24 protein-coding genes and 3 pseudogenes are annotated in these 22,767 nt (G+C 37.5%); 22 read left to right on the top strand and 5 right to left on the bottom strand.

All coding sequences use genetic code 11. The features are described from left to right. Positions 1-17 precede the first annotated feature (17 nt). From prpC to ASF86_RS17535, 6 genes are all read left to right on the top strand, one after another. On the top strand, positions 18-1,175 hold the full coding sequence (gene prpC / locus ASF86_RS17555) for a 2-methylcitrate synthase (protein WP_056484078.1): 1,158 nt from the start codon (positions 18-20) through the stop codon (positions 1,173-1,175). Further along, entirely contained in the window at positions 1,175-3,781 is a 2,607-nt protein-coding gene (gene acnD, locus ASF86_RS17550) for a Fe/S-dependent 2-methylisocitrate dehydratase AcnD (protein WP_056484075.1), read from the top strand. Before prpC ends, acnD begins: the two co-directional genes overlap by 1 nt. A gap of 152 nt (positions 3,782-3,933) precedes the next feature. Then, on the top strand, positions 3,934-4,431 hold the full coding sequence (locus ASF86_RS17545; protein ID WP_056484072.1) for a DUF6998 domain-containing protein: 498 nt from the start codon (positions 3,934-3,936) through the stop codon (positions 4,429-4,431). A 335-nt stretch (positions 4,432-4,766) separates the two neighbouring features. Beyond that, complete coding sequence (locus tag ASF86_RS17540) at positions 4,767-6,566, top strand: ATP-dependent nuclease (protein ID WP_056484069.1); 1,800 nt, start codon at positions 4,767-4,769, stop codon at positions 6,564-6,566. 238 nt (positions 6,567-6,804) lie between these two features. Further along, on the top strand, positions 6,805-6,939 hold the full coding sequence (locus tag ASF86_RS19895) for a zinc ribbon-containing protein (protein ID WP_004640417.1): 135 nt from the start codon (positions 6,805-6,807) through the stop codon (positions 6,937-6,939). A gap of 121 nt (positions 6,940-7,060) precedes the next feature. Next, positions 7,061-7,636: a DUF4126 domain-containing protein gene (locus tag ASF86_RS17535; protein ID WP_056484066.1), complete on the top strand. Its 576-nt coding sequence runs from the start codon at positions 7,061-7,063 to the stop codon at positions 7,634-7,636. Between the two features lie 260 nt (positions 7,637-7,896). On the opposite strand, the gene ASF86_RS17530 is transcribed toward ASF86_RS17535, so the two are convergent. Both ASF86_RS17530 and ASF86_RS17525 read right to left on the bottom strand, forming a co-directional pair. Then, positions 7,897-8,238 (bottom strand): hypothetical protein, encoded by a 342-nt coding sequence (locus ASF86_RS17530; RefSeq protein WP_003655691.1) that lies wholly within the window; start codon positions 8,236-8,238, stop codon positions 7,897-7,899. Positions 8,239-8,459: 221 nt separating this feature from the next. Then, positions 8,460-8,744, bottom strand: a complete 285-nt coding sequence (locus ASF86_RS17525; RefSeq protein WP_056484063.1) for a hypothetical protein — start codon at positions 8,742-8,744, stop codon at positions 8,460-8,462. A 683-nt stretch (positions 8,745-9,427) separates the two neighbouring features. Here ASF86_RS17525 and ASF86_RS17520 point away from each other — a divergent pair. Beyond that, complete coding sequence (locus ASF86_RS17520; RefSeq protein ID WP_056484060.1) at positions 9,428-9,901, top strand: DUF4844 domain-containing protein; 474 nt, start codon at positions 9,428-9,430, stop codon at positions 9,899-9,901. An 11-nt stretch (positions 9,902-9,912) separates the two neighbouring features. On the opposite strand, the gene ASF86_RS17515 is transcribed toward ASF86_RS17520, so the two are convergent. Next, on the bottom strand, positions 9,913-10,605 hold the full coding sequence (locus ASF86_RS17515; protein WP_056484057.1) for a tetratricopeptide repeat protein: 693 nt from the start codon (positions 10,603-10,605) through the stop codon (positions 9,913-9,915). Between the two features lie 261 nt (positions 10,606-10,866). On the opposite strand from ASF86_RS17515, the gene ASF86_RS17510 reads away from it, so the two are divergent. Genes ASF86_RS17510 through ASF86_RS17500 form a run of 3 tightly spaced genes read left to right on the top strand, consistent with a single transcriptional unit; the run spans position 10,867 to position 14,964 of the window. Then, the gene (locus ASF86_RS17510; RefSeq protein WP_056484054.1) at positions 10,867-13,641 is read left to right on the top strand and encodes a type VI secretion system Vgr family protein; all 2,775 of its coding nucleotides are present in this window, start codon (positions 10,867-10,869) and stop codon (positions 13,639-13,641) included. Beyond that, positions 13,631-14,524, top strand: coding sequence for a triacylglycerol lipase (locus ASF86_RS20145; protein WP_227508805.1), 894 nt, complete (start codon positions 13,631-13,633; stop codon positions 14,522-14,524). Before ASF86_RS17510 ends, ASF86_RS20145 begins: the two co-directional genes overlap by 11 nt. Beyond that, positions 14,521-14,964 carry a hypothetical protein gene (locus ASF86_RS17500; RefSeq protein ID WP_056484051.1) on the top strand — a complete coding sequence of 148 codons (444 nt, stop codon included), beginning with the start codon at positions 14,521-14,523 and terminating at the stop codon, positions 14,962-14,964. The genes ASF86_RS20145 and ASF86_RS17500 overlap by 4 nt, the downstream gene beginning before the upstream one ends. An 88-nt stretch (positions 14,965-15,052) precedes the next feature. Here the strand turns inward: ASF86_RS17500 and ASF86_RS19480 are convergent. After that, positions 15,053-15,175: pseudogene (locus ASF86_RS19480) on the bottom strand (4Fe-4S dicluster domain-containing protein); the annotation flags it as partial. Positions 15,176-15,347: 172 nt separating this feature from the next. Between ASF86_RS19480 and ASF86_RS17495 the strand changes: the two are divergent. From ASF86_RS17495 to ASF86_RS17470, 6 genes and pseudogenes are all read left to right on the top strand, one after another. Then, positions 15,348-15,575 (top strand): hypothetical protein, encoded by a 228-nt coding sequence (locus ASF86_RS17495; RefSeq protein WP_155860178.1) that lies wholly within the window; start codon positions 15,348-15,350, stop codon positions 15,573-15,575. Between the two features lie 74 nt (positions 15,576-15,649). Continuing rightward, the gene (locus tag ASF86_RS17490) at positions 15,650-16,138 is read left to right on the top strand and encodes a hypothetical protein (RefSeq protein WP_056484045.1); all 489 of its coding nucleotides are present in this window, start codon (positions 15,650-15,652) and stop codon (positions 16,136-16,138) included. 213 nt (positions 16,139-16,351) lie between these two features. Next, positions 16,352-16,555, top strand: coding sequence for a hypothetical protein (locus tag ASF86_RS19475; protein ID WP_081407758.1), 204 nt, complete (start codon positions 16,352-16,354; stop codon positions 16,553-16,555). Further along, positions 16,509-16,918, top strand: a pseudogene (locus ASF86_RS20140) (hypothetical protein). The gene ASF86_RS19475 and the pseudogene ASF86_RS20140 overlap by 47 nt, the downstream one beginning before the upstream one ends. 6 nt (positions 16,919-16,924) lie before the next feature. Further along, positions 16,925-17,266 (top strand): hypothetical protein, encoded by a 342-nt coding sequence (locus tag ASF86_RS17475; RefSeq protein ID WP_056484042.1) that lies wholly within the window; start codon positions 16,925-16,927, stop codon positions 17,264-17,266. Between the two features lie 25 nt (positions 17,267-17,291). After that, positions 17,292-17,768: a hypothetical protein gene (locus ASF86_RS17470; RefSeq protein ID WP_056484040.1), complete on the top strand. Its 477-nt coding sequence runs from the start codon at positions 17,292-17,294 to the stop codon at positions 17,766-17,768. 80 nt (positions 17,769-17,848) lie between these two features. Here the strand turns inward: ASF86_RS17470 and ASF86_RS17465 are convergent, their stop codons facing one another. Next, a complete protein-coding gene (locus ASF86_RS17465) occupies positions 17,849-18,550 on the bottom strand; it encodes an SDR family NAD(P)-dependent oxidoreductase (protein WP_056484038.1) in 702 nt (233 codons plus the stop codon). A gap of 257 nt (positions 18,551-18,807) precedes the next feature. On the opposite strand from ASF86_RS17465, the gene ASF86_RS17460 reads away from it, so the two are divergent. The 6 genes and pseudogenes from ASF86_RS17460 (at position 18,808) to ASF86_RS17435 (ending at position 22,743) form a co-directional block, all read left to right on the top strand. Next, positions 18,808-19,290 carry a hypothetical protein gene (locus tag ASF86_RS17460; RefSeq protein WP_056484036.1) on the top strand — a complete coding sequence of 161 codons (483 nt, stop codon included), beginning with the start codon at positions 18,808-18,810 and terminating at the stop codon, positions 19,288-19,290. A gap of 527 nt (positions 19,291-19,817) precedes the next feature. Then, a complete protein-coding gene (locus ASF86_RS17455) occupies positions 19,818-20,321 on the top strand; it encodes a DUF2867 domain-containing protein (RefSeq protein ID WP_056484033.1) in 504 nt (167 codons plus the stop codon). Positions 20,322-20,398: 77 nt separating this feature from the next. Then, positions 20,399-21,100 carry a DUF1003 domain-containing protein gene (locus ASF86_RS17450; protein ID WP_003655668.1) on the top strand — a complete coding sequence of 234 codons (702 nt, stop codon included), beginning with the start codon at positions 20,399-20,401 and terminating at the stop codon, positions 21,098-21,100. Between the two features lie 111 nt (positions 21,101-21,211). Then, the gene (locus ASF86_RS17445) at positions 21,212-21,877 is read left to right on the top strand and encodes an RluA family pseudouridine synthase (protein WP_056484030.1); all 666 of its coding nucleotides are present in this window, start codon (positions 21,212-21,214) and stop codon (positions 21,875-21,877) included. A 128-nt stretch (positions 21,878-22,005) separates the two neighbouring features. Further along, on the top strand, positions 22,006-22,386 hold the full coding sequence (locus ASF86_RS17440; protein ID WP_016139626.1) for a ribonuclease E inhibitor RraB: 381 nt from the start codon (positions 22,006-22,008) through the stop codon (positions 22,384-22,386). 28 nt (positions 22,387-22,414) lie between these two features. Next, positions 22,415-22,743: pseudogene (locus tag ASF86_RS17435) on the top strand (nuclear transport factor 2 family protein). Positions 22,744-22,767 lie beyond the last annotated feature (24 nt).

The following is a 22,767-nucleotide window of genomic DNA, read 5'->3' as shown; positions in this document are numbered from 1 at the left end:
TAGGAAAGGACAATCTTATGAGCTCAAATGAAACAACAACAGGCTTCAAACCAAAAAAATCAGTTGCACTTAGCGGACAAGTTGCAGGCAACACAGCACTTTGTACTGTAGGACGTAGTGGTAACGACTTGCACTATCGTGGCTATGACATTCTTGACCTTGCAGTGGGTAGCCAGTTTGAAGAAGTTGCTCACTTGCTCGTACATGGCAAATTACCAAACAAAGCTGAACTCAAAGCGTATAAAGCAAAATTAAAAGCACTTCGTGGCTTACCAGCAGCACTTAAAACTGCACTTGAACAACTTCCTCCATCTGCACACCCAATGGATGTAATGCGTACTGGTGTTTCAGTTCTAGGGTGTTTAACTCCAGAGCACGAAGACCACAACGAAGCGGGCGCAAAAGATATTGCTGATAAATTAATGGCAAGCCTAGGTTCAATGTTGTTGTATTGGTATCACTTCAGCAACAACGGTCGTCGCATTGAAGTTGAAACGGATGACGACTCAATTGCAGCGCATTTCTTGCATTTACTTCATGGTGAAAAACCATCTGAAGAGTGGATTGAAGCAATGCATACATCACTCATTTTGTATGCTGAGCACGAATTCAATGCATCTACATTTACGTCACGTGTGGTTGCAGGTACAGGTTCTGACATGTACTCGGCAATTACAGGCGGTATTGGTGCACTGCGCGGACCTAAACATGGTGGTGCAAACGAAGTTGCATTCGTAATTCAACAACGTTACGACAACGCAGACGAAGCAGAAGCAGACATCCGTAGCCGTGTTGAGAAAAAAGAAGTTGTGATCGGTTTTGGTCACCCAGTGTATACAATCTCTGACCCACGTAACGAAGTCATCAAAAAAGTGGCACATGACTTGGCACAAGCACAAGAGAACACCAAGATGTACTTAATCGCTGAACGCTTAGAAGCAGTGATGAAAGATGCGAAAAACATGTTCCCGAACCTCGACTGGTTCAGTGCTGTGAGCTATCACTTAATGGGCGTTCCAACTCCAATGTTCACACCATTATTCGTGATTGCACGTACAGCAGGTTGGTCAGCGCACGTGATTGAACAACGCCAAGACGGCAAAATCATTCGTCCAAGCGCGAACTACACAGGCCCTGAAAACCTCAAATTTAAACCATTGGCGGAGCGTGGTTAATGAACACAAAATACCGTAAACCGCTGGCAGGAACCCAGCTTGAATATTTCGACGTGCGTCAAGCCGTTGAAGATATTCAGCCAGGCGCATACGAAAAACTGCCATACACCTCAAAAGTACTTGCAGAGCAATTGGTACGCCGTGCCGATGCCGAGAACTTAACTGCCTATTTAACGCAGCTAATTGAACGCCGTCAGGACTTAGACTTTCCTTGGTATCCTGCACGCGTGGTGTGTCACGATATCCTAGGTCAAACTGCTTTGGTTGACCTTGCAGGTTTGCGTGATGCAATTGCTGACAAAGGCGGCGACCCATCTAAAGTTAATCCAGTTGTACCAACTCAGCTCATTGTCGACCACTCTTTAGCAGTGGAATTCGGTGGTGCAGACCCAGACGCTTTTGAAAAAAACCGTGCTGTTGAAGACCGTCGTAACGAAGACCGTTTCCACTTTATTGAGTGGACTAAAACAGCATTTAAAAATGTCGATGTAATCCCTGCGGGGAACGGCATCATGCACCAAATTAACCTAGAGAAAATGTCTCCGGTGATTCAGGCACGTGATGGCGTGGCATACCCAGACACTTGCGTAGGTACAGATTCACACACTCCACATACAGATGCTTTGGGCGTAATTTCTGTGGGCGTTGGTGGTTTGGAAGCTGAAAACGTGATGTTGGGCCGTGCATCTTGGATGCGTCTGCCAGACATTATTGGTGTTGAGTTTGTAGGTCAGCGTCAGGCAGGCATTACTGCAACAGATATCGTACTTGCTTTAACTGAATTCTTGCGTAAAGAACGTGTGGTTGGTGCATACCTTGAGTTCTTTGGTGAAGGCGCTGACAGCATGTCTGTGGGTGACCGTGCAACCATTTCGAACATGACACCAGAATATGGCGCTACGGCTGCGATGTTCTACATCGACCAAAACACGATTGACTACTTACGCCTAACAGGTCGTGAAGATGCTCAAGTGGCATTGGTTGAACAGTACGCAAAAGAAATTGGCCTTTGGGCAACTGACATGACCAAAGCAGAGTACCCACGTGTACTACGTTTTGATCTATCAGAAGTAACACGTAACATTGCTGGTCCATCAAACCCACATGCACGTGTATCAACTGCTGACCTAAAAGAAAAAGGCATTGCAGGTGTTGTTGAAAACCGCTCTGACGGCTTAATGCCTGATGGCGCAATCATTATTGCTGCAATCACTTCGTGTACAAATACCTCTAACCCACGTAATACCGTGGCAGCAGGTTTGTTGGCACGTAAGGCAAATGAGCTAGGCTTGGTTCGTAAACCTTGGGTGAAATCATCATTTGCACCGGGTTCAAAAGCAGCTGCACTTTACCTCGAAGAAGCGGGTGTTCTAAAAGACTTAGAACAACTTGGTTTTGGTATTGTGGCTTACGCTTGTACGACGTGTAACGGCATGTCTGGTGCATTAGATCCAGTCATTCAACAAGAAATTATTGACCGTGACTTGTACGCGACAGCAGTACTGTCTGGTAACCGTAACTTCGATGGCCGTATCCATCCATACGCAAAACAAGCGTTCTTGGCATCTCCACCACTAGTTGTGGCATATGCAATCGCGGGCACGATTCGTTTTGACATCGAAAAAGATGCTTTGGGTCATGATAAAGACGGTAACCCGATTTACCTGAAAGACATCTGGCCATCTGATGCTGAAATTGATGCTTTAGTTAAAGAAGCTGTGAAGCCTGAACAGTTCCGTAAAGTCTACATTCCAATGTTTGACTTGGGTGTAACCGTAGAGGCCGAAAGTCCGCTTTATGACTGGCGTCCACAAAGTACTTACATCCGCCGTCCTCCATATTGGGAAGGGGCATTGGCTGCACCACGTACTTTAGCGAACATGCGTCCGCTTGCAATTTTGGGTGACAACATCACCACCGATCATTTGTCGCCTTCAAATGCGATTTTGATGGACTCGGCTGCGGGTGAATATCTTCATAAAATGGGTCTACCAGAAGAAGACTTCAACTCATACGCAACGCACCGTGGTGACCATTTGACTGCACAACGTGCAACATTTGCTAACCCGAAACTGTATAACGAAATGGTAGTTCGTTCAGACGGCACAATTAAGCAAGGTTCAAAAGCGCGTGTAGAGCCAGAAGGCGAAGTAATGCGTATGTGGGAAGCGATTGAAACCTACATGAACCGTAAGCAGCCATTAATTATTGTTGCGGGTGCTGACTACGGTCAGGGTTCAAGCCGTGACTGGGCTGCGAAAGGTGTACGCCTTGCAGGTGTTGAAGCAATTGTGGCAGAAGGTTTTGAGCGTATTCACCGTACTAACTTGGTAGGTATGGGCGTGTTACCACTTGAGTTTAAAGCAGGTGTAAACCGCAAAACTTTAAAGCTAGATGGTACAGAGCTTTATAGCGTGATTGGTAATATCGCGCCGCGTTCGACTTTAACTTTAGTGATTGAACGCGCCACAGCAGATGGTAAAGAAGAGATTGTTGAAGTGCCTGTGACTTGCCGTTTAGATACAGAAGAAGAAGTTTCTGTATATGAAGCGGGCGGTGTATTACAGCGTTTTGCGCAAGACTTTTTAGAAGGCCAAGTGGCTTAATACTTTAGTTAAACTTTATTGATATGGTTTTAAAAGCCCCGCTTTAGAGTGGGGCTTTTTATAAACTTTGAAATAATAAGATTAGATAAAATTTTTAACTTTATGAATCTGTCAAATTTAAACGGTTATTTAAAAATATTGGAAAATGAGTAATGATTACTAATGATCGTTTAATTGCTCTTCGTGATCAATATTTAAAGTTGATCAAATTAGAAATTGAGGAATTTGGTGTAAAACCAACAGAAGTAAGACATTTGATTGGGCGACTTGGGGAATTTGAATGTGCACTTATAGTTGGTGGTGCACTGTCACATAGAGCAAATCAACATGGATTTGATGTGATTGCAAAAGATGGTCGAAAGATAAGTGTCAAAACTACAGCACAAAAGACAGGTTTTGTTGCTATTTCAGAAAAAACATCCCATTTTGCAGATGACCTGATGTTACTTCAATATATTGATGGGTATTTAGTGACTATTTATTATGGTTGTATAAAACGGGCGGTATCAGTTGCTCGTTTGTATAAAGGTGTGGGTAAATATGAGCTTGATATATCAAAAGCTAGAACATTAATGAATTTACAAGATGACTCAAATAAAAGTTGGTTGCTAGATATGACTCCTGTCGTATCTCACGCTCCTAGTGCATGAACCTATTATTGTTGTTTTATGTTCCGGAACATCCTGTTCCTGTATGAACTCATCATAGGAAAAAAGTGGGAAGTCGCCAATCCGCTAAATCCCTAAAAGTTTGTAGGTTAAAGCGTACAAAATGAAATTGCGCAAGACTTTTTAGAAGACTAAGCAGTTTAATATTTAGTCTATAATTGATTGAAAAGTATTCAAAATAATCCTACTGTAAAGTGGGGCTATTTTATGGAGTTCATAAATATAAAAAGCCTTATACATAGAAATTATTAATAAGATTTATTTCTTAAAACTACTAATTAAACATATTGGTATCTAAAAAGAAATAAGGGGAATATATGTCACATAAAATCTCAAATATAGTTATTAAAAACTTTAAGTCATGTGCTGATACAGAGATAATCTTATCGGAGTTTACTCCTTTGATTGGCTATAATAACGCAGGTAAATCTAACTGTTTGTCTGCAATTCAATGGTTATTAAGAAAAAATAGCCTTGCAGAAAAAGATTTTTATGATGTATCTCAGCCCGTAGAAGTAATAGCAACAATTGTTGGAATTTCTTCACAATTACTTGATCTGATGCCTTCAAATCAAAAGAGATCTATAGAGGGGCAAATTGTAAATGGAGAGCTTAAGATACGTCGAATACAAGATAAACCCAATGCTAAAACAACGGATATAAAGCTTTCTGTTTGGGATCAGACAAGTAGTGATTGGATTCTAAACCCGACAGGGATTGATAATGCCATCAATGTCTTATTACCAGAACCAATAAGAATAGGAGCTATGGAAAATGCCGCAGAAGATGCTTCAAAAGCAAAAACTACTACTACTATTGGAAAATTATTAGCAGAGTTTTTAGAACCTGTAAAAACTTCTCATGAAAGTGAACTGAATCAGCATTTGTTAGAAGTCGCAGCAAGAATTTCAAGTAGCGGGGACCAAAGATTTAGTGAACTAGCAAATATAGATCAAGGGGTTAATTTAAAGGTAAATGATTTATTTCCTGGGATGAGTGTAAAGTTGCATTTTGAAACTCCAACGATTGATGACTTGGTAAAAACAGGTACGTTGAAAGTTTTTGAAGGACAGGGTAATGCTCGTGATTTTGCTTCATATGGACATGGTGCACAACGATCAATACAAATGGCTTTGGTTCAATATTTAGCCGAAATTAAAAGGCAGAACGGTACACAATCCACTACGTTATTACTAATCGATGAACCTGAACTATATTTACATCCCTTTGCAATTGAGCAAGTAAGAGAAGCGTTGATTGCATTATCTAGAAATGGTTATCAAGTTGTTATTTCAACTCATTCTGCTCAGATGATAACAGCAGAAAGTGCAGAAACAGCAATATTAATCCGAAAAAATGAGCAGCGTGGAACATATTCTAGAAAGCGCTTAGTTGATGCGATTCAAAACGTTGTACCAAATTCAACTCATCAGATGGAACACTTATTCAGTTTGACTTACTCTACTCAATTACTATTTGCTGAAAATGTAGTTTTGACAGAAGGTAAGACAGAACTCCGATTATTACCATTTATATTTAAATGTTTATCTAATATTACAATGGGGCAGGAAAAGCATGCGTTGGTTGCACAAGGTGGTGTAAATGATACGCAGAAATCTTTGGCTATTTTAGCCGAGATGGATTTACCTACAAAAGCTATATGTGATCTTGATTATTGTTTTAATGGAGCGATTACCCACAATTTTCTGTCTTCAACTGATAGTGATATTGTAAATATCAAAGTAATTCTTGAAAGAATTGCACCACAAAAAGGAATTTCTTTAAATACCTCTACAAGATTACCACAAAAGAATCCAACTATTTCTGCTGCAAAAGCATATGAAATCTTAGCAGCAGAAACGGATGCGATTCCTTTAATAGAATCTTTGCATAATAAAATGAAAGCCCAAGGGATATGGATTTGGAAAAAAGGTGCGATAGAGGCTCATATAGGTACATCTAGTAAAACTGAAAGTGAATGGGCTAAATTTAAGCAAGATGTTATAAATAATGGTTGTAATGCTACTTGTGCTGATTATCAGGGTATTAGTGATTTAGTTACGTGGTTAAGAAGCTTGGTTGCTAGATATGACTCCTGTCGTATCTCACGCTCCTAGTGCATGAACCTATTATTGTTGTTTTATGTTCCGGAACATCCTGTTCCTGTATGAACCCATCATAGGAAAAAAGTAGGGAGTCGCCAATCCGCAAAATCCCTAAAAGCTTGTAAGATAAATCGTACAAATAACATTTTTTGCATTTATGCCATCATCATCGGGCGAAATGGACAATTGACAATCACTCTAACTGGGTTATATTCCTGTTTAATATCTATACGATTATAGGAACGCAATCATGGTAACAGCTGGCGAAAAACCCGGAACAGGCTTCTATTTCTGCGCTCAATGTGGCCAGAGAGTGTTTTTAGAAATTAATACAGATCGTTTACCGCCGTGCACTAAATGCTATTGCACTGAGTTTAAACGTTAAGAATAAAATAATATTTGCGTTCGCATTTAACAAAAAGCCCTGTCACCCGATGGGGCTTTTTGTTAGTTTAAAATAAGACTTATATAACAAGACCTGCGATGGGCATGAAAAAGGAAACCTTATGGAAACAATATTGGGTTTATGTATTGGTGTGGGGCTGAGCGCTGCCTGCGGTTTTCGCGTGTTTGTGCCGCTATTGGTGATGAGCATTGCAACCATGATGGGATGGTTTGAGCCATCAAAAGGTTTCGAGTGGTTAGCCATGCCATCGGTTTGCTTGGCTTTAGGTGTGGCAACGATGTGCGAAGTTGCGGCTTACTATATTCCATGGGTCGATAATGCCTTAGACACGGTCGCAACCCCTGCGGCTATGATTGCCGGTACATTAGCGACAATGGCTGTGAGTAGTGGTGAAATGTCACAATTCGCAGGTTGGGCAGCAGCCATTATTGTGGGCGGTGGTACGGCAGGTGTGGTGCAAATGAGTACAGTTGCTGCACGCGGGGTTTCAACTGCAACCACTGGCGGCTTGGGGAATTTTGTAGTCGCTACAGGGGAGTGGATTGGAGCAATTTTACTTTCAGTTTCAGCTTTGTTAGTTCCTGCACTTGTTGCAGTTGTGGTGGTTATTGCTGTTATTTTGGCAATACGTTGGATACGCCATAAAAAGCAAGAACAGGCACATAGCCCGTTATAGATTAGCTTCATCATCATTTTAAAATGACCATAAAAAAAGCCCRACATCCTGTYGGGCTTTTTCGTATTTGGTTGCTAGATATGACTCTTGTCGTATCTCACGCTCCTAGTGCATGAACCTATTATTGTAGTTTTGTGTTCTGGAACATCCTGTTCCTGTATGAACCCATCATAGGAAAAAAGTAGGGAGTCGCCAATCCGCAAAATCCCTAAAAGTTTGTAGGTTAAAACGTACAAAACAATATGAACGTATGATTATTCTTATATAAAAGGATTTTCACTTTCCCAAGGCTTGCTGCTAAAAATGATCTGGCCATTTTCAACACAGAGGATCCACGTATAGAAGTACTCTTCTCCTAACCCTCGACATTCAAAATTTGCATTTGGAAATAGGGCGGTAATTTTTTCTATGAGTTCTATGCAATAAACGGAATCAATACGAAGACCTGCATGACCATTAGTAAAGGCTTCTACTAAATCACCATAAACATCTTCGTGGATTGAATCCTCCGTTAATATTTCTAGAATTTTTTGCTTTTCAGTAGATAAATCAATCGTGTCAAAATCTGTATAACGGACTTGTAGTTCTGTATAAAAACTCATTTTTATTAGCTCTATGATATTAATGATAAAAAATACTACTTATTAAACATGACTTTATCGTTAAAAACGAGCTGAGTATAGAAATATCTAAACTATAAGAGTGCAAATTTCTTAAAAATATTCTTCTTTAGGCCTCTGTGCCACAACAGACTTTAATCTTTTGCGCTGATTTAAAGTAAGAAACCACTGCAACACAGAGATAAAGAGGCTTAGCCAAACGCTTAGCCCATACTACTTTTGTCACACCGCTGCATGACGCTGAAAAAAGTAGGGGCAAAGTCCTGTGGGAGAACAGGACTTTGCAAACTGACATGTTCTAGGCGCTGCATCAGCTTAGGGGAGTAAGCTTGTGCAAGTCGCTGGTAAATACAGTCGCAACTGGCTTGGGTGTGCCCACCCGACAGGCAAATTTTTTCAAAATCCTGCTGAGTGTGTAGGTTACAACCCGAAATACCCAAACTACCTAGAATGAAACTTAAAGCCAAAATAGATTTATAAATTGTCATATTATTCTCATAATGATTTATATCTATGAGTAGAATAAAAATATAATTAGTTTTAAGGTTTTAAATAAATTTTAGGTAATAATTAATCCTCCCATAAATACAGGAAAATAAAATAATTAAACTTTTAAAATAAAAATAATTTATAAATTTAAAAAATAGGCAATAGGAAACCCAAATTTTAAATAAATAAAATAATTAAACTAGAGAGGGAATAAATTTGAAAGTGTCATGGTCAACTCCTTAAAAGTATGGAGCTCTACCACCAGATCACCGTCAATTGATTATGGTGGTAGAACGAAAGAGGGTTGACAGACTGGAAACAAAGGAACCAGCACACACAAAGGTGTCCCCCTTCCGCCCTACCATAGAGAAAAAGGGGGCGAACGAGTTCCCGACACACAAAATAAGAATTTTGCATATCGACTTTGTTATTCGCGGTCTGTCATAACCGACTGGCAATGTAGGCCAGCAACGAGATAATAATCGGTGATTTTAATTACGTCAATTTAATATTTAGAATATTTTTGATTTAATAATAAATCTAAATGTATTTTTAAAATAATGGAATTAATGTTTATGTTTAATTAGAAAAAATAAAGAATTAAATAAAACTCCAAAGATGTAGAAAATAATAATCAAATTAGTTTATATTTACTTTCTTTAAATAAAAAATTAATAGAATTATGAAAAAGCTTTTGGTTTTAGTCATGGCTGTCTTAATTTCACAAGTTGGTTGTGCCCAAAAAACTGAGAATAAAACAGAAATGGGCATTCAAAATTCTAACTCTATTGTTATTCAACAATTAGAAAAGTTTAAAACTCAAGATCATTTTGCTGGAGATGGAAAGCTATACACAGGGGTTCAAGATCCTGCATTACGTATGAGTTTGGATCAAAAAGTGGCTAATGCTGCACAAGCTTTTATTGCGCTCTATCAACAAAAGAATGAGCCAACTAAGGCAGAACTTTTACATGTTCTTGCTTATGGAATTAGCCAAATCGATCCTGATAAGCTTGATACAGAAGATCGAGAACAAGTGGCAACTACATTTGAAAGTTTTCTCGATATTGTAGGCCTAGAAAGTTCGGAAGGTATTTTAAATAAATGGGTATACGGTGAAGAAATTAGTAATTTATTGGAGCAAGATAAACATTAAGTTTTGATTCTTTATTCTAAACTTTTAAGCATTTCTTTCGCATCTGTATCGCCTGCATTGGCCGCTTGCTGAAACCATTTCTTTGCCATTTCTAAGTTTTTCGGCGTGCCTTCACCATTTAAATACATTTGGGCCAAGTTGTACTGGGCATCGCTTTCGTCATGCTCGGCGGCTTTGGTGTACCACTTAAGCGCCTGCTCATCACTTTGGGTGACGCCGTGACCTTTTTTATATAGCTGAGCTAAATTATATTCTGCAGGTGGATAGCCTTGCTCGGCAGCACGAGTAAACCATTCAAACGCCTGCACATAATTTTGCGCAGTTCCTTCACCTTTGTCATATAAAACCCCTAAGTTATATTGCGCTTTAGCATGACCCTTAGCCGCAGCCTTAGTAAAATAATCAAAAGCGCACTTGGCATCTTTTTCGACGCCAGCACCTCTGTAATACATCATTCCTAAACTATATTTTGCGCCCACACTTCCATTTTGGTCAGCCGCAGTTAGCCATTTAAAAGCTTGTTCATAGTTTTTAACAACGCCTTGTTCGCCGCTTAAAAGCATCATGCCTAAATGATATTGAGCCACGGGTTGCCCTTGTTGCGCACGATATTGAATATCGGCGACACTCGGTTCAGCAAATGCTGAAGAATGAAGTGAGAAAATCACCATAAATATATAAAAAGCAGACTTTTTTATTTTCATATCTCATCCTGAATTTTATTAATTTGAAAAATTATTTTCTTTAATATCTATTTGAATATAAAAGAAAAATATTAAATATATGTAGGCACTTTATAGCGCTTTAAAATGATCTGATTTTACGGTTTAAATACCTATTTAATAAGAAATTAACCTAAAACAGCATATTTAGACCAGTTACATTTTGAAAATGAGTATAGATAGACAGGTTAGTCTTTTTTTAATTAAAATGCGGCCTAAATATAAGTTTGATTGATAATAAAAATGCAGATGAGTGTGTCGAGTATATTGGAGCGTTTAGGTCTTGTTTCACAAAATCGTGCTGTTCATATCCAATTCTCAAATCAGTCTTTAAATCAGCAAGTCTTCTTGCAACGTGTTGATGGCGAACATACGCTCAATCAGGGCAGCGTTGCTGAGTTACTGTGTCTGTCGACTAACGCACACATCGCATTAAAACAATTTATTGGCTGTCAGGTTGTCGTCGATCAGGTCACTGACATGGGCCAGTTCTTTAGAACTACAGGCATTATTACTGAAGCGAGCCAAGGGCAAAGCGACGGTTCACTCACTATTTATAATCTCACCTTAAAAGACCCAACTGCACTTTGGCATAAACGTCGTAATAGCCGCGTGTTTATGAACAAAAGCGTGCGGGATATTAGCGAAATTCTGTTTAAAGAATGGCAAGGTAAAAGCCCGTTATTTGCCGCAAGCCTAACGCTCGACACGGCAGGGTTAAGCAAAGACTACGATGTGCGTCCATTTGTGATGCAGTCAAACGAAAGCGATTATGACTTTTTAACCCGTTTGTGGCGTAGCGAAGGCATTAACTGGCTAGTCGACGAATCGCAGCTTTTGGTCGCTGACCCGAATGCGTCCATTCAGCCGCAAGTGTTACGTTTAATTGACGATAACCAAAATTATCAAGCCCTTGAACGACGTAGTTTGCGCTACCAGCGCAGCAGTGCTACAGAACAGTTCGATACCATTACGCAAGTTAAGGCAGAACGCCGCTTACAACCAACCTCGGTTCATGTGCAACGCTGGCAAGCTGATGCCCTACAACAAGAAGAAGGTAGTGGCAGCGTACAGGGCACGCAGCAGCACAGTGAACACTATGACAATGCCAGCCTAAACCTTGAGGATGCATGGCACGTCAGCCCAGCGTGGATGCAAGACTTAAATGGTGAAGACCAAGCCACAGCTTCCGGTAATAGTCAGATTGAACAGTTCAATCAGAACATCAATGCATACCATCACCTGAGTTCGAAACAGTTTACCGTTTCAGGTAACGTCCGTGATGCACAGGTGGGTTACTGGTTTGAGCTCAATGACCACCCAGAACTTGAGCGCCACGACAGTGCTGATAAAGAGTTCTTAATCTTAAGTAAGCACTACTACAACCAGAATAATTTACCGAAAGAATTACAACAGCAACTCGAGCGCCTGTTACCAAAAGACAAGCTCAAGGCAGCTCAATTCGATACGCAAAACTCTGAGCAGCGCCACTTTGCTGAGCTGAATGTCGTTCGACGCAACATTAAAGCTGTCCCTGAATATAGTCCGCTAGAACACCGACCAGCCGCTTACCCACAGCGTGCTAGAGTGGTGGGGTTGGAAGGCGAAAGCATCCATGTAGATCAGTGGGGACGTATTAAAGTCCGTTTCTTGTTTACCCGAACTGATGACCATAGCCATGATGGTGGAGCGGGAAGTAATGAAAATGACACCGACTCCGCTTGGGTAGATGTACTCACCCCGTGGGCAGGTGCGGGTTATGGAGCACGCTTCTTGCCACGTGTGGGTGAGATCGTTGTCATCGACTTTTTTGACGGCAACATTGACCGTCCATTTGTGGTGGGTCGAATTCACGAAGCTGAACGTAACCCAACCCAATTCGACCAGAAAGGCCAACTACCCGACACTAAAAAACTGAGCGGCATTCGCTCCGAAGAAGTTGATGGTAAAGGCTTTAACCAACTACGTTTTGATGATACTACAGGACAAATCAGTGCCCAGCTACAAAGCAGCCATGCGGCAAGCCAGCTCAACTTGGGTAACTTAAGCCATCCAAAAGACAAGGCGGAAAGTGATGGCCGAGGTGAAGGCTTCGAGCTAAGAACTGATCAGTGGGGTGCGGTAAGAGCTGGAAGTGGTTTACTCGTTAGCACTCATAAACAGGACCAAGCACAAGGTGTACACCTCGATGCAAATGAGGCCAAGCAACAAATCGAAGGTGGCCTTAACAATGCCAAGGCACTCAGTGAAGTTGCCAAAAATCAGCAAACTGACCCTTTAGAAAATTTAGAAAACCTAAAATCCTTTATTGAAAAACTCGAGCAACAAGACAACGCAAAAGCCAAAACTTTCAAAGATGCAATTATGCTGCTGGCGAGTCCAAATAGCATCGCGCTGAGCAGTAATGAAGACATTCACTTAAGCGCAGATTGGCAGCTAAACCAAACTGCTGGAGACAGTATTAACTTGTCTACCCAAAAGAATTTAATCGCGCATGCTCAAAACAAGATTAGCCTTTTTGCAGCGCAAGAAGGGGCAAGACTATATGCAGGCAAAGGCAAAGTTGAGATACAAGCGCAAGGTGACGGAGCAGATTTAATTGCCCGTAAAGCTGTTCAGATTATTTCAGCAGAAGACAAAATTGAAGCGACCGCAGCCAAAGAAATTGTGCTCACCGCAGGTGGGTCTCAAGTCAAAATTACCGGTTCAGGCATTTTTATGACGACAGGCGGTAAGTTTGAAGTGAAGGCTGGACAGCATTTGTTTATGGGAGGTGGGAATGTAAATAGTTCATTACCGTATTTACCCGAACAAGGAAAACAAAAATATGGTTTATGGTTTGATGTAATGGATAAACAAGGAAATAAACTAAAACCTGGCACGGAATATATTATTTTTGACGAAAATGATAAAGAAATTGAGCGCGGTAAGTTAGATCGAACTGGCTTAGTTAAGTTAGAAACAGAAGAGCCGAATAAGCAATATAAAATACATGTGGTGATAAACGATGGGCACTGAAGTACAAGCTTATGCTAATTTGGTTAAGACAACAATGGGAACGGTTAATCCTGTGCCAGCGATTGTACCAGTTAAACTTACAGTTTATACTCAAAGTTTTACAGCATTTATTGGTGGGGCTGCTGATAAATACCCTTTTATATATGGAGATGTAAAACTACCAGGTGTGGGAGATTCTTTAGGGCCTACAGAAATTGTTGGTAATTATGCAAAAAATTTTAATACGGGGAATACAAAAAATCTAAAACAATATTATGGCTATGAGGAGGCTTATAATAATAGAAAAGTAACTATTCCTGTAGCTTCAGGTAAAAGAAATGCTTTTAAAGATATTCTTGAGGTTTATGCGAAAAATCCACAAACTCAAATTAATATTATAGGTCATAGTTTGGGTGGTTGGAATTCATCTGGTTTAGTTACAGAACTGAACAAAGCAGGGGTACCAGTGAATTTATTAATTACTATTGACCCTGTTGGAGTTTTATTATCAAAAAACAGTCCTCCAAATATATTAACTACTCCAGCAGTAAGAGCCCAAATTTATTTACTAGCACCACAACCTGTTGCAAATAATTGGATAAATGTTTTTTGTAAACCAAATAATAATGTTGTCACCGATATAAAGAATACGGTGGAATGGGAAGGCTATAAACCAAAATGGAAAGGGTATCATCCTAGCCCTACTAGTTATACAACAGATGATGCAATTGCTGATGCTGGAGGGCAATGGGATAGTTATCCAAAAGAACACAGCAATACATTTCATGAAACTAAATTTAGTCACGCTTGGTTTAACAAAATGATGCGTGAAACAATACCTAGTATATCTAAATCACCAGAGCAAATATTGCAAGCCGAATTAAAAAAGGTTCAAGTAAAATGAAATTTTTATCATGTATATGGATATTTTTATTATTTGGTTGTACTTCTAAAAACATAGATTCTCAATCTACCGATATTAATTTTGGAAAATTTAAATATTTCCAATCTATGTATAGTGGAGAAAAAACATACCAAGGTTTTGTTACAAGTTCTTCTTCTTTAAAAGAAATTTCTGAAAAAAATGCATTTCCTATTTCTAAGCTAAATTGTTTGGAAAATCAGTTTATGGTAAGAGGTGGAGTAGACTTAGATTCAGAAGAAATTAATAATCAATTATATAAATATATGGCACATGTCGAAATATGTAAAAATGATGATTGTTCAGTCGATATTAAAAAAGCAAAAATTGATACTGAATGCAGAATTGAATTAAGAAAAAATTACTCAAATGATGCTTATCAATCAAATAAAGCAAAGTTGACGAATGCTAATTTTGAATAAAATCAAGTTGTTGGTGCTAAAGTTGATCTGTAATTTATTAAGTTGAGAACATGTAAATAAATAAACCCGCCAAAGCGGGTTTATTTATTTACATGTTCGGGTAGTTTGGACCACCGCCGCCTTCAGGTATTACCCATGTTATGTTTTGAGATGGGGCTTTAATATCACAAGTCTTACAGTGAACACAGTTCGCTGCGTTAATCTGGAAGCGAAAGACCCATTTTCAAAACTACAAATTGAAGCTGGTTTATAAGCTCGTTTGAACGAACCTTTACCAAATTAAGACTTGGCTTCATTATGTGGTCCGGCAGTCTACTTTTTTGTCTTATTAATCTCAGTCATAATAATTATAAGCTGTAGTTAAGTAATTATGGGAAACGGGAGTGACTAGAATAGGTGAATTAGAAATAAAGCCGGCTAAAGATGGATGTGTGCGTGTAAAAAACTTTTATGATGGTCAATTACCTAAAATTCCACCAATTGATTGGATCACATTAGCGAGCTTAAGAGAGTCTGAAAATAAAGCTTTCCAATTAAAAGATCCTAGTCAGGAAGTTGCTGGTATTACTACTTGGTGGGAAATGGAAAGCTGGTGTAATATGTGGTGGTGATGGTAAATTTACAAAGGAATATACTGATAAGGTTAATTCTAAATAAAAATATTTTACAGATTGATAAATAATTTATGAGAACTTTTTTAATAATTTTATCGACCCTACCATTGTTAGGTTGTAATCCTTTAGCCAAAAATGATAAAGAAATTTTTAAGGATATAACCCTTAAGAATTTAACGTACTCACATCTGGATGGTATGAGTGGTGATACTTTTAAATTTAATTTAGAAACAAATGATGATTTAAATAAGATTTTTCAAGAGAATAATTATAAATATTCACATTTTAAGTGCGATAATATTAAAAATTACTTTGTGACAGGAGCTATTTCAGTTGAGGGAGAAAGGTTAAAAAAAGGAAAATATACTTCATCTGGATACTTCAAAGTTTGCGAAGATGAATCAATGAATGTATGTATCGATAAGAACCAATTAGAAAAATTATTAACTGGCAATATGTCTTGTAGAGTAGTTTTTGGTGGCTTATTACAAAGCAGTAAAGTTATGGTAGATAATATTCTGATATCAAAAGAATCTATAAGAAAATCTTACTTTAAATGAAATGTTTAAATGGATAAATTTATTTGTTTGTTAGGATTAATTTTATTAACTGGTTGTAGTGAAAGTTTTTAAAATTTCACAATAGATGATATTGTAAAAAGTAATGAAAAATTAAATTTTTCTATCAAGATTGAAGATAAGGAGGTTTTAAATAAAATAAAAAAATCATCATCAAAAAAGATTGTTTGTAAAAATACTGCTAATAACAACCAAATGTTAGATGCTTATATAGATAAGGTTGAAAATAACAAAATTGATGTATCGGTAGAATTTTGCTCAAATAATAATAGAAGTTGTGAGCCTATAGATATAAGTTCAGTTAAAAAAATTAATTTAGAATGCCAAGCAATTCTCTCTACAATGATTGGTAATGTCTCTAAATCGGAAAAATTTCCAATTGTATGGGAAGGAAAATAATTTGATTAAAAATTTGAAATTTAATTTCATAACTTTAGGTGTTCTATTGTTACTTATGACAGGGTGTGGTCACGAATATACAATTGATCCTGAAAGGCTTCCAGTAGCCTATGTAGGAGAGACATATAATCAACAATTGAACATCACAGGTGGTAGAGTAATACCACAATCTTTTGAGGTTGAAACTAATTTTCCAATTGATATAGTCCAATAGATCAAAATGAAGCAGATGCTTATAATAATTTAAAAATTTCTGGAGTTCCAAAATATAAGGGAACTTTTACGATTCATATATATGCTGGTTTTTATGCTAGTGGTGATGGGAATTTGGGTAAGACCTATGAATTTGTAGTTAAAGAATAAAAAGACATGTTTAGATATATTTTGTTAGTGCTAATGCTAAGTGGTTGTAGCAGAGTTGACGTTCATCCAATTAAGTTACCTGATGCCTATGTTGAAAAGTCATATACACAGTTTATTAAAATTACAGGTGGTAAAGTCTCTGAGCAACATTTTGTGTTAACTTCTAATATCCCAGAAAATCAGGGAGTTAAAATTGCTCCAGTAGATGATATAGATGGATACAATCATATAAAAATAGAGGGTATTCCTAAATATAAAGGAAAATACGAAATTATAATTAATGCATATTTTTATGGGCGAGGCGATGACAAGCTAACTAAAACCTATGAATTTATAATTAAAGAATAAAAGATATTTTTAATAAGAAGTAGATATGAAAAAGAATTTATTAATTACCCTGCTAATTTTACTTTTCATCATACAGTCCTTAATAAATTATTACTTCTGGAAACTTACAAAAACACCAGAAATTCATGTTTTAGAAAAACCTTTAAAGATATATTCGTTTGAAGGTAAATATTCGAAAAATAGTACTTTGCCAGAATATTATATTTTGCCAGAAGGTACTGTTTTATATGATGATAGTGACTCTTTGAACAGAAGGGTTATGGTTTACTTTAATTTGCAAGGTGTGGATTTTAATTTCGAAGAACAAGATCCTGATATTTTAAAGCAACCTAGTGAAGTCAGTGCTATAAGAACACCGGACTTGCCCGATTTACTAAAAGAACTTCCTCTGACTAAGAAAGATATTTATTTAGTTATTAAACATGATGACAGTATAAATGACTCCGTACGCTCTATTTTATTTAAAAAATACAAAATTGATCCTTCAAAATATGAAAAATAATTCATCTACATACAAGCTTAAAATTAAAGAAGTTCAGAGAAGCGTAATTTATTACGCTTCTTCGGTCATAAGAAATAATTTTAAGCAGCTTGAATTGCTTCACCGCAAAGAGAAACAGTTTCTTGTTTACGTTGGTGTAAGTACCAGAACTGCTCTGCAATGGTTTCAGGATGTACTGTGTAGGTCTTATCTTGTGCGCCTGATGTCCCATCAACAAAACCATTCACAATCACTTGGCTCACGTAAACATTTGAGTCAGCTAGACTATGAGCAAGTAAGTTGGTGGTTTTATATTGGGCGGCAGCAGTAATTGCTAATGATGAATATTCTTTGGCAACTAAATCTATTCCGACTGCATCGAACGCGAAAATTCCATTTGTCGATAAAATGCTGCCATGATTTTTTTCTAAATCACGTAGGCAAGCTTGTACCGTAGCAATATAGCTCGAAACGCGAATATGAAAGCTTTTGGTGAGCTCCAGTGGAGGGGTTTCTAATATGTTGCCTTCAATATCATGGGAAGCATTCCAATGAATATTTTTAATCTCTCCTAATTGATCTTTAATGCATTTAATAAGATTTGGTATGTTTTCAAGAACGGCTAAATCACATGTAAAAGCGTAAGCTTCAATACCATGTGATTTAAGTTCTAAAATGGCCTTTTCGAGTTTTTCGGCATTTCGTGCCACTAACCCGATTTTATAGCCTTCTTTACCAAATTTATGTGCTACGGCTTTAGAAATACCTGTTCCATAACCAAAGATTATAATATTGTTGTTCATTATAAAGTTCCAAAAACCAATTATTTGGTTAGAAATAGTTTATAATATGTTTTTATAATGTATTCAAGCGAAAAAGTTATCTATAAAAATAATACTGAAAAGAGCAAAACAAAAAATCTTAAAAGCAGTAATGAGTAAGTTTGGTTTGAATGATTCGGATGAGATACTTTTTTAGGAAATAAAAGGATGAAAAATTTATCTTTTTTCACTATAGCTAAAAGTAAGGTTAAGAATATTGTGAGTGTAGGTGTCTGTAAATGAGGTTTATTTTCTTATATTTTTTACTGGTTTTTCCTAGTCTTTCTTTTGCTAATACTGTGAGTGAGTTTTTTTCAAAGTTTCAAGCAAGGAATAATTATTATATTTATAAAGATAAATCAGAGAAATGGATCTATGAGTGTGCTGTGGAGGCGAATTGGGAAAAAAATTCAACTAATATCAATTTTGTGAACTTTGATCAAAAGAATCAGTCAATTAAATTCTCATTTGATACTCCTGATCATCCGTTTTATAAAGTAACTAAAATATTGAAAATTAAACCTAATGAGTATGAAGTGTATTTCCAAGATAAGAATATGGGAGTTAATTTTAACTTTGAGGTTATTTTAAAAAGTAATGGTATTTCAGAGTGGTTTTTTCATACACCTAATGAAGATACAGAAAACTTCATCGATAGAAGCTTTACCTTAGTGAGTTTCAATGAATCTCCAAAGTTTAATATAACGAATAAGTGTAAATAGCTGAATGAAAAGTAGAATTCTCTTGTGGTCTAAACACAAGAGATTCTACATAGACAAATCATACTTCACTAGCGTTAGACTCTTTTTATAGTCTTGATGCCTAATTGCTCAAAACAGTTAACGAATTGGTAAAATAAACCGTAAAATACAAATAAAGTGGAATTTAAATTTAACTAATTATGGTGAAGTGGGAATAAATTCTTTTTAATTTACTTAATGGCGTAAAAATTTCCAAAAATAGTTAAAATTAGCTGTTCTTAGAAAAACAATCCCGCAGGGTGCTGGCTAAACTATATCTCAAGGGTGTGATAGGGATCGAAAAGAGTAGCATGCACCAAAACGTATAACGTTAGTGTGTACTCACCCAAAAGGTCTCGATTCGGCTTAGGACGCTATAGATCAAAAGTTTATAGGCATAAGGTTCTAACTTACAAAGTTATAATTGTTGAAGTAAACCATAGATGTTTTCCCTTGACACCCTAAAAAATTCTCTATAATAAAAACGATACTTTACAAGAATATAATTTATGAATAAGCCTTATCTTTCTGTCTTGCCGCATGACAGCCAAATCTCATCTCAATTGAACAATGCTTACTTCCACGATTCGTGGAGTATTGTGCTTGGCCAACCAGACCTTAATGTATTTGGGCAGCTCATTAAACTGTTCCATCACACGCCTCAATGGGTAGAGTGGAGTATGAACTTGCGCAATAAAATTACTTCAAAGATTGGGCTTAAAGATTTAGGAAGTTTTAAGCAAATTGATGCGCATAAAAAAGAAAATGAATATGTAGCTGGTGATCGAATTGGAATTTTTACCTTGTTACAGCGTACCGAAAATGAGTTAGTGGTTGGCGATGACGATAAACATTTAAATGTGACTTTATCTATTTATAAAAATGAAAAGACTCAAGTACTGACCATAACCACAGTAGTCCATATTAAAAATTTACTTGGGCGGCTGTACATGTTGCCTGTGATGCCTGCCCACCGAAAAATAGTACCAGCCACTTTACAGATATTGGGTTAGAGCACTATTTTTATTTACGATGTTATCCATTGAAATCGTTTATATAATATACGTATTATCAATTGCGAGCTGAATAAATGGACAATAAAAACCAGTGTCGCCAATGCGCCGTTTGTGGAAAGAGTTTTCCCTTAAAAGATCTGGTTTCGGGTGAAGTCATTCGAGATGTCATTGGTGAAGAAATCTTGAAAGATTATCCGGATTGGTCTTTTTCAACCTTTATTTGTCGTGCTGATTTGGCAGACTACCGTATTAAATATGTGCAATCACTATTACGTTCAGAAAAAGGCGAGTTAACAACTTTAGAAAATGAAGTGATTGGCAGTATGCAACGGCATGAGCTGATTAGTCGAAATACAGAGACAGAGTTCGATCAGAATTGGACTTTGGGTGAAAAACTAGCAGATAAAATAGCTTCATTTGGCGGAAGTTGGGTCTTTTTAACTTGTTTTGGACTATTTTTAGTGGCTTGGATCATTTTAAATACCGTAGTGATGGTTGTACATCCTGTTGATCCTTATCCATTTATTTTGCTTAATCTGGTATTGTCCTGTTTAGCTGCAATTCAGGCACCTGTTATTATGATGAGTCAAAATCGGCAAGAGGTAAAAGATCGGTTACGCGCTCAACATGACTATCAAATTAATTTAAAAGCTGAGCTTGAGATTAGACATTTACATGAAAAAATGGATCATCTTTTATCGCATCAATGGGAAAGACTTGCACATATTCAAGAAATTCAGCTCGATCTTTTATCTGAAATGAATAAAAAACGGTAAAAACTGAATCTGAGTTTCACGTGGAACATGATGAGCTGTATAGAATATTTTGCGGTAAATTGGAAATTTCTTTATGATCTGCCGCCATGCTCCCTTGCTGTTTCTACGACAATGCCTTTAAACGACAACTTTGTTTATGCTCCGCCACAAGATCCGCTTTCAATTTTATTTGAAGATGACGATTTGGTCGTGGTTGATAAACCTGCGGGTCTATTGTCGGTTATGGGGAGGTTGCCTGAACATCATGATAGTGCCTATTTACGCATACTTGAAAAGTTCCCTTTGGCTAAGGTTACGCATCGTTTAGATATGGCGACTTCGGGTTTGCTTATGTTTGCAAAGCATCGCGATGCAGAAGTTGCGGTAAGTAAAATGTTTCAGGCCAGAACAGTCAAAAAACATTATATTGCTTTGGTGCAAGGCCAAGTCGCGGAAGAGGGTATTGTTGAAGTTCCGCTCATTACCGATTGGGAAAATCGCCCGAGACAAATCGTGCATTTTGAGTTGGGCAAACATGCCAAAACCTTATTTCAGCCTCTAGTTTATGATGCCCACACTGACCAAACTCGTGTTTTACTAGAACCAGTAACAGGGCGTTCACATCAGCTACGTGTACACATGATGCATATTGGACATCCGATTATGGGTGATAAGTTATATCACCCTGAACCAAAGCAATTTCACTTAAACCGTATGGCGCTACATGCTGCATATCTGGCTTTTCAGCATCCATTAAATGGAACCGATGTGGTGATTGAATCGCAGGCGCCTTTTTAAAATTTATATAATTAAAAAAATTAATTTGATGCAATTGGGAACGGAATATATACCCAAACTGCAATAAAAGTCGGGTATTCTTAATGCCGAATAATATTAATACGGCAACAACAACAAGGGATCATATTATGACTCGTGATTACGAACAATTTCCAGATGACGATAACGGCAATGTACTTTGGCAAATGGCTGAAGACGGGGATGATTTAACCGATCTACATGAAATTGAATTTTCTATTGCTTTTCAAGATCAGAAAAATGCAGAGCAATGTGCACTCTATTTACTGTACCAAGAACAAAAGGTTTCACTCTTTCAAGATGATGCAGTTGAGCCAAATGAATGGATTATTACGATCTTCGTTAATATGGAACCCGACTATTCAGACATTGTTGACTTAGAACAATGGTTTGCCAGCATCGCTGAAAAATTTCAGGGTGAATATGATGGATGGGGCTGTATGGCTTATGTCTTCGAGGAAGGCGACGAAGAAGATGACCTGTTACAGTAAGGTCTAAAATAACGGGTAGGAGATAATCATGAACTTATCTCAAAAACAAATTGCTGTACGGTTTTTAGAGCTTGCCGCAGCTGGTGAAGTCGATGAAGCCTATAGCAATTACACCACGCCTAACTTCAAGCATCACAACCCTTATTATGCGGGTGATGTAACTTCTTTGAAGTTCAACATGTCATTGAAGATGGTGATTTAGTTGCTGTGCATTCTAAAATTGAAATGCAAATGAACGGGTTAACAACCTTGGCAGTGGTTCACATTTGTCTTTTTGAAAATGGAAAAATTGCTGAGTTTTGGGACATTGGGCAAATACAGCCTGACCCACTCGTCAATGAAAACGGTATGTTTTAATGAAAAGCCCGAAAATGATTCGGG

This window comes from Acinetobacter sp. Leaf130 (genome assembly GCF_001423205.1).
GTDB classification, from domain to species: Bacteria; Pseudomonadota; Gammaproteobacteria; order Pseudomonadales; family Moraxellaceae; genus Acinetobacter; species Acinetobacter calcoaceticus.
Note: the sequence above shows the minus strand (reverse complement) of the source record. Positions and strands in the feature narration are given on the sequence as shown.

Bases quoted from the DNA above. Each gene is read 5' to 3' on its own strand.
- prpC (WP_056484078.1), top strand. From the start codon at position 18: ATGAGCTCAAATGAAACAACAACAGGCTTCAAACCAAAAAAATCAGTT.
- acnD (WP_056484075.1), top strand. From the start codon at position 1,175: ATGAACACAAAATACCGTAAACCGCTGGCAGGAACCCAGCTTGAATAT.
- ASF86_RS17545 (WP_056484072.1), top strand. From the start codon at position 3,934: ATGATTACTAATGATCGTTTAATTGCTCTTCGTGATCAATATTTAAAG.
- ASF86_RS17540 (WP_056484069.1), top strand. From the start codon at position 4,767: ATGTCACATAAAATCTCAAATATAGTTATTAAAAACTTTAAGTCATGT.
- ASF86_RS19895 (WP_004640417.1), top strand. From the start codon at position 6,805: ATGGTAACAGCTGGCGAAAAACCCGGAACAGGCTTCTATTTCTGCGCT.
- ASF86_RS17535 (WP_056484066.1), top strand. From the start codon at position 7,061: ATGGAAACAATATTGGGTTTATGTATTGGTGTGGGGCTGAGCGCTGCC.
- ASF86_RS17530 (WP_003655691.1), bottom strand. From the start codon at position 8,238: ATGAGTTTTTATACAGAACTACAAGTCCGTTATACAGATTTTGACACG.
- ASF86_RS17525 (WP_056484063.1), bottom strand. From the start codon at position 8,744: ATGACAATTTATAAATCTATTTTGGCTTTAAGTTTCATTCTAGGTAGT.
- ASF86_RS17520 (WP_056484060.1), top strand. From the start codon at position 9,428: ATGAAAAAGCTTTTGGTTTTAGTCATGGCTGTCTTAATTTCACAAGTT.
- ASF86_RS17515 (WP_056484057.1), bottom strand. From the start codon at position 10,605: ATGAAAATAAAAAAGTCTGCTTTTTATATATTTATGGTGATTTTCTCA.
- ASF86_RS17510 (WP_056484054.1), top strand. From the start codon at position 10,867: ATGCAGATGAGTGTGTCGAGTATATTGGAGCGTTTAGGTCTTGTTTCA.
- ASF86_RS20145 (WP_227508805.1), top strand. From the start codon at position 13,631: ATGGGCACTGAAGTACAAGCTTATGCTAATTTGGTTAAGACAACAATG.
- ASF86_RS17500 (WP_056484051.1), top strand. From the start codon at position 14,521: ATGAAATTTTTATCATGTATATGGATATTTTTATTATTTGGTTGTACT.
- ASF86_RS17490 (WP_056484045.1), top strand. From the start codon at position 15,650: ATGAGAACTTTTTTAATAATTTTATCGACCCTACCATTGTTAGGTTGT.
- ASF86_RS19475 (WP_081407758.1), top strand. From the start codon at position 16,352: ATGTTAGATGCTTATATAGATAAGGTTGAAAATAACAAAATTGATGTA.
- ASF86_RS17475 (WP_056484042.1), top strand. From the start codon at position 16,925: ATGTTTAGATATATTTTGTTAGTGCTAATGCTAAGTGGTTGTAGCAGA.
- ASF86_RS17470 (WP_056484040.1), top strand. From the start codon at position 17,292: ATGAAAAAGAATTTATTAATTACCCTGCTAATTTTACTTTTCATCATA.
- ASF86_RS17465 (WP_056484038.1), bottom strand. From the start codon at position 18,550: ATGAACAACAATATTATAATCTTTGGTTATGGAACAGGTATTTCTAAA.
- ASF86_RS17460 (WP_056484036.1), top strand. From the start codon at position 18,808: ATGAGGTTTATTTTCTTATATTTTTTACTGGTTTTTCCTAGTCTTTCT.
- ASF86_RS17455 (WP_056484033.1), top strand. From the start codon at position 19,818: ATGAATAAGCCTTATCTTTCTGTCTTGCCGCATGACAGCCAAATCTCA.
- ASF86_RS17450 (WP_003655668.1), top strand. From the start codon at position 20,399: ATGGACAATAAAAACCAGTGTCGCCAATGCGCCGTTTGTGGAAAGAGT.
- ASF86_RS17445 (WP_056484030.1), top strand. From the start codon at position 21,212: ATGCCTTTAAACGACAACTTTGTTTATGCTCCGCCACAAGATCCGCTT.
- ASF86_RS17440 (WP_016139626.1), top strand. From the start codon at position 22,006: ATGACTCGTGATTACGAACAATTTCCAGATGACGATAACGGCAATGTA.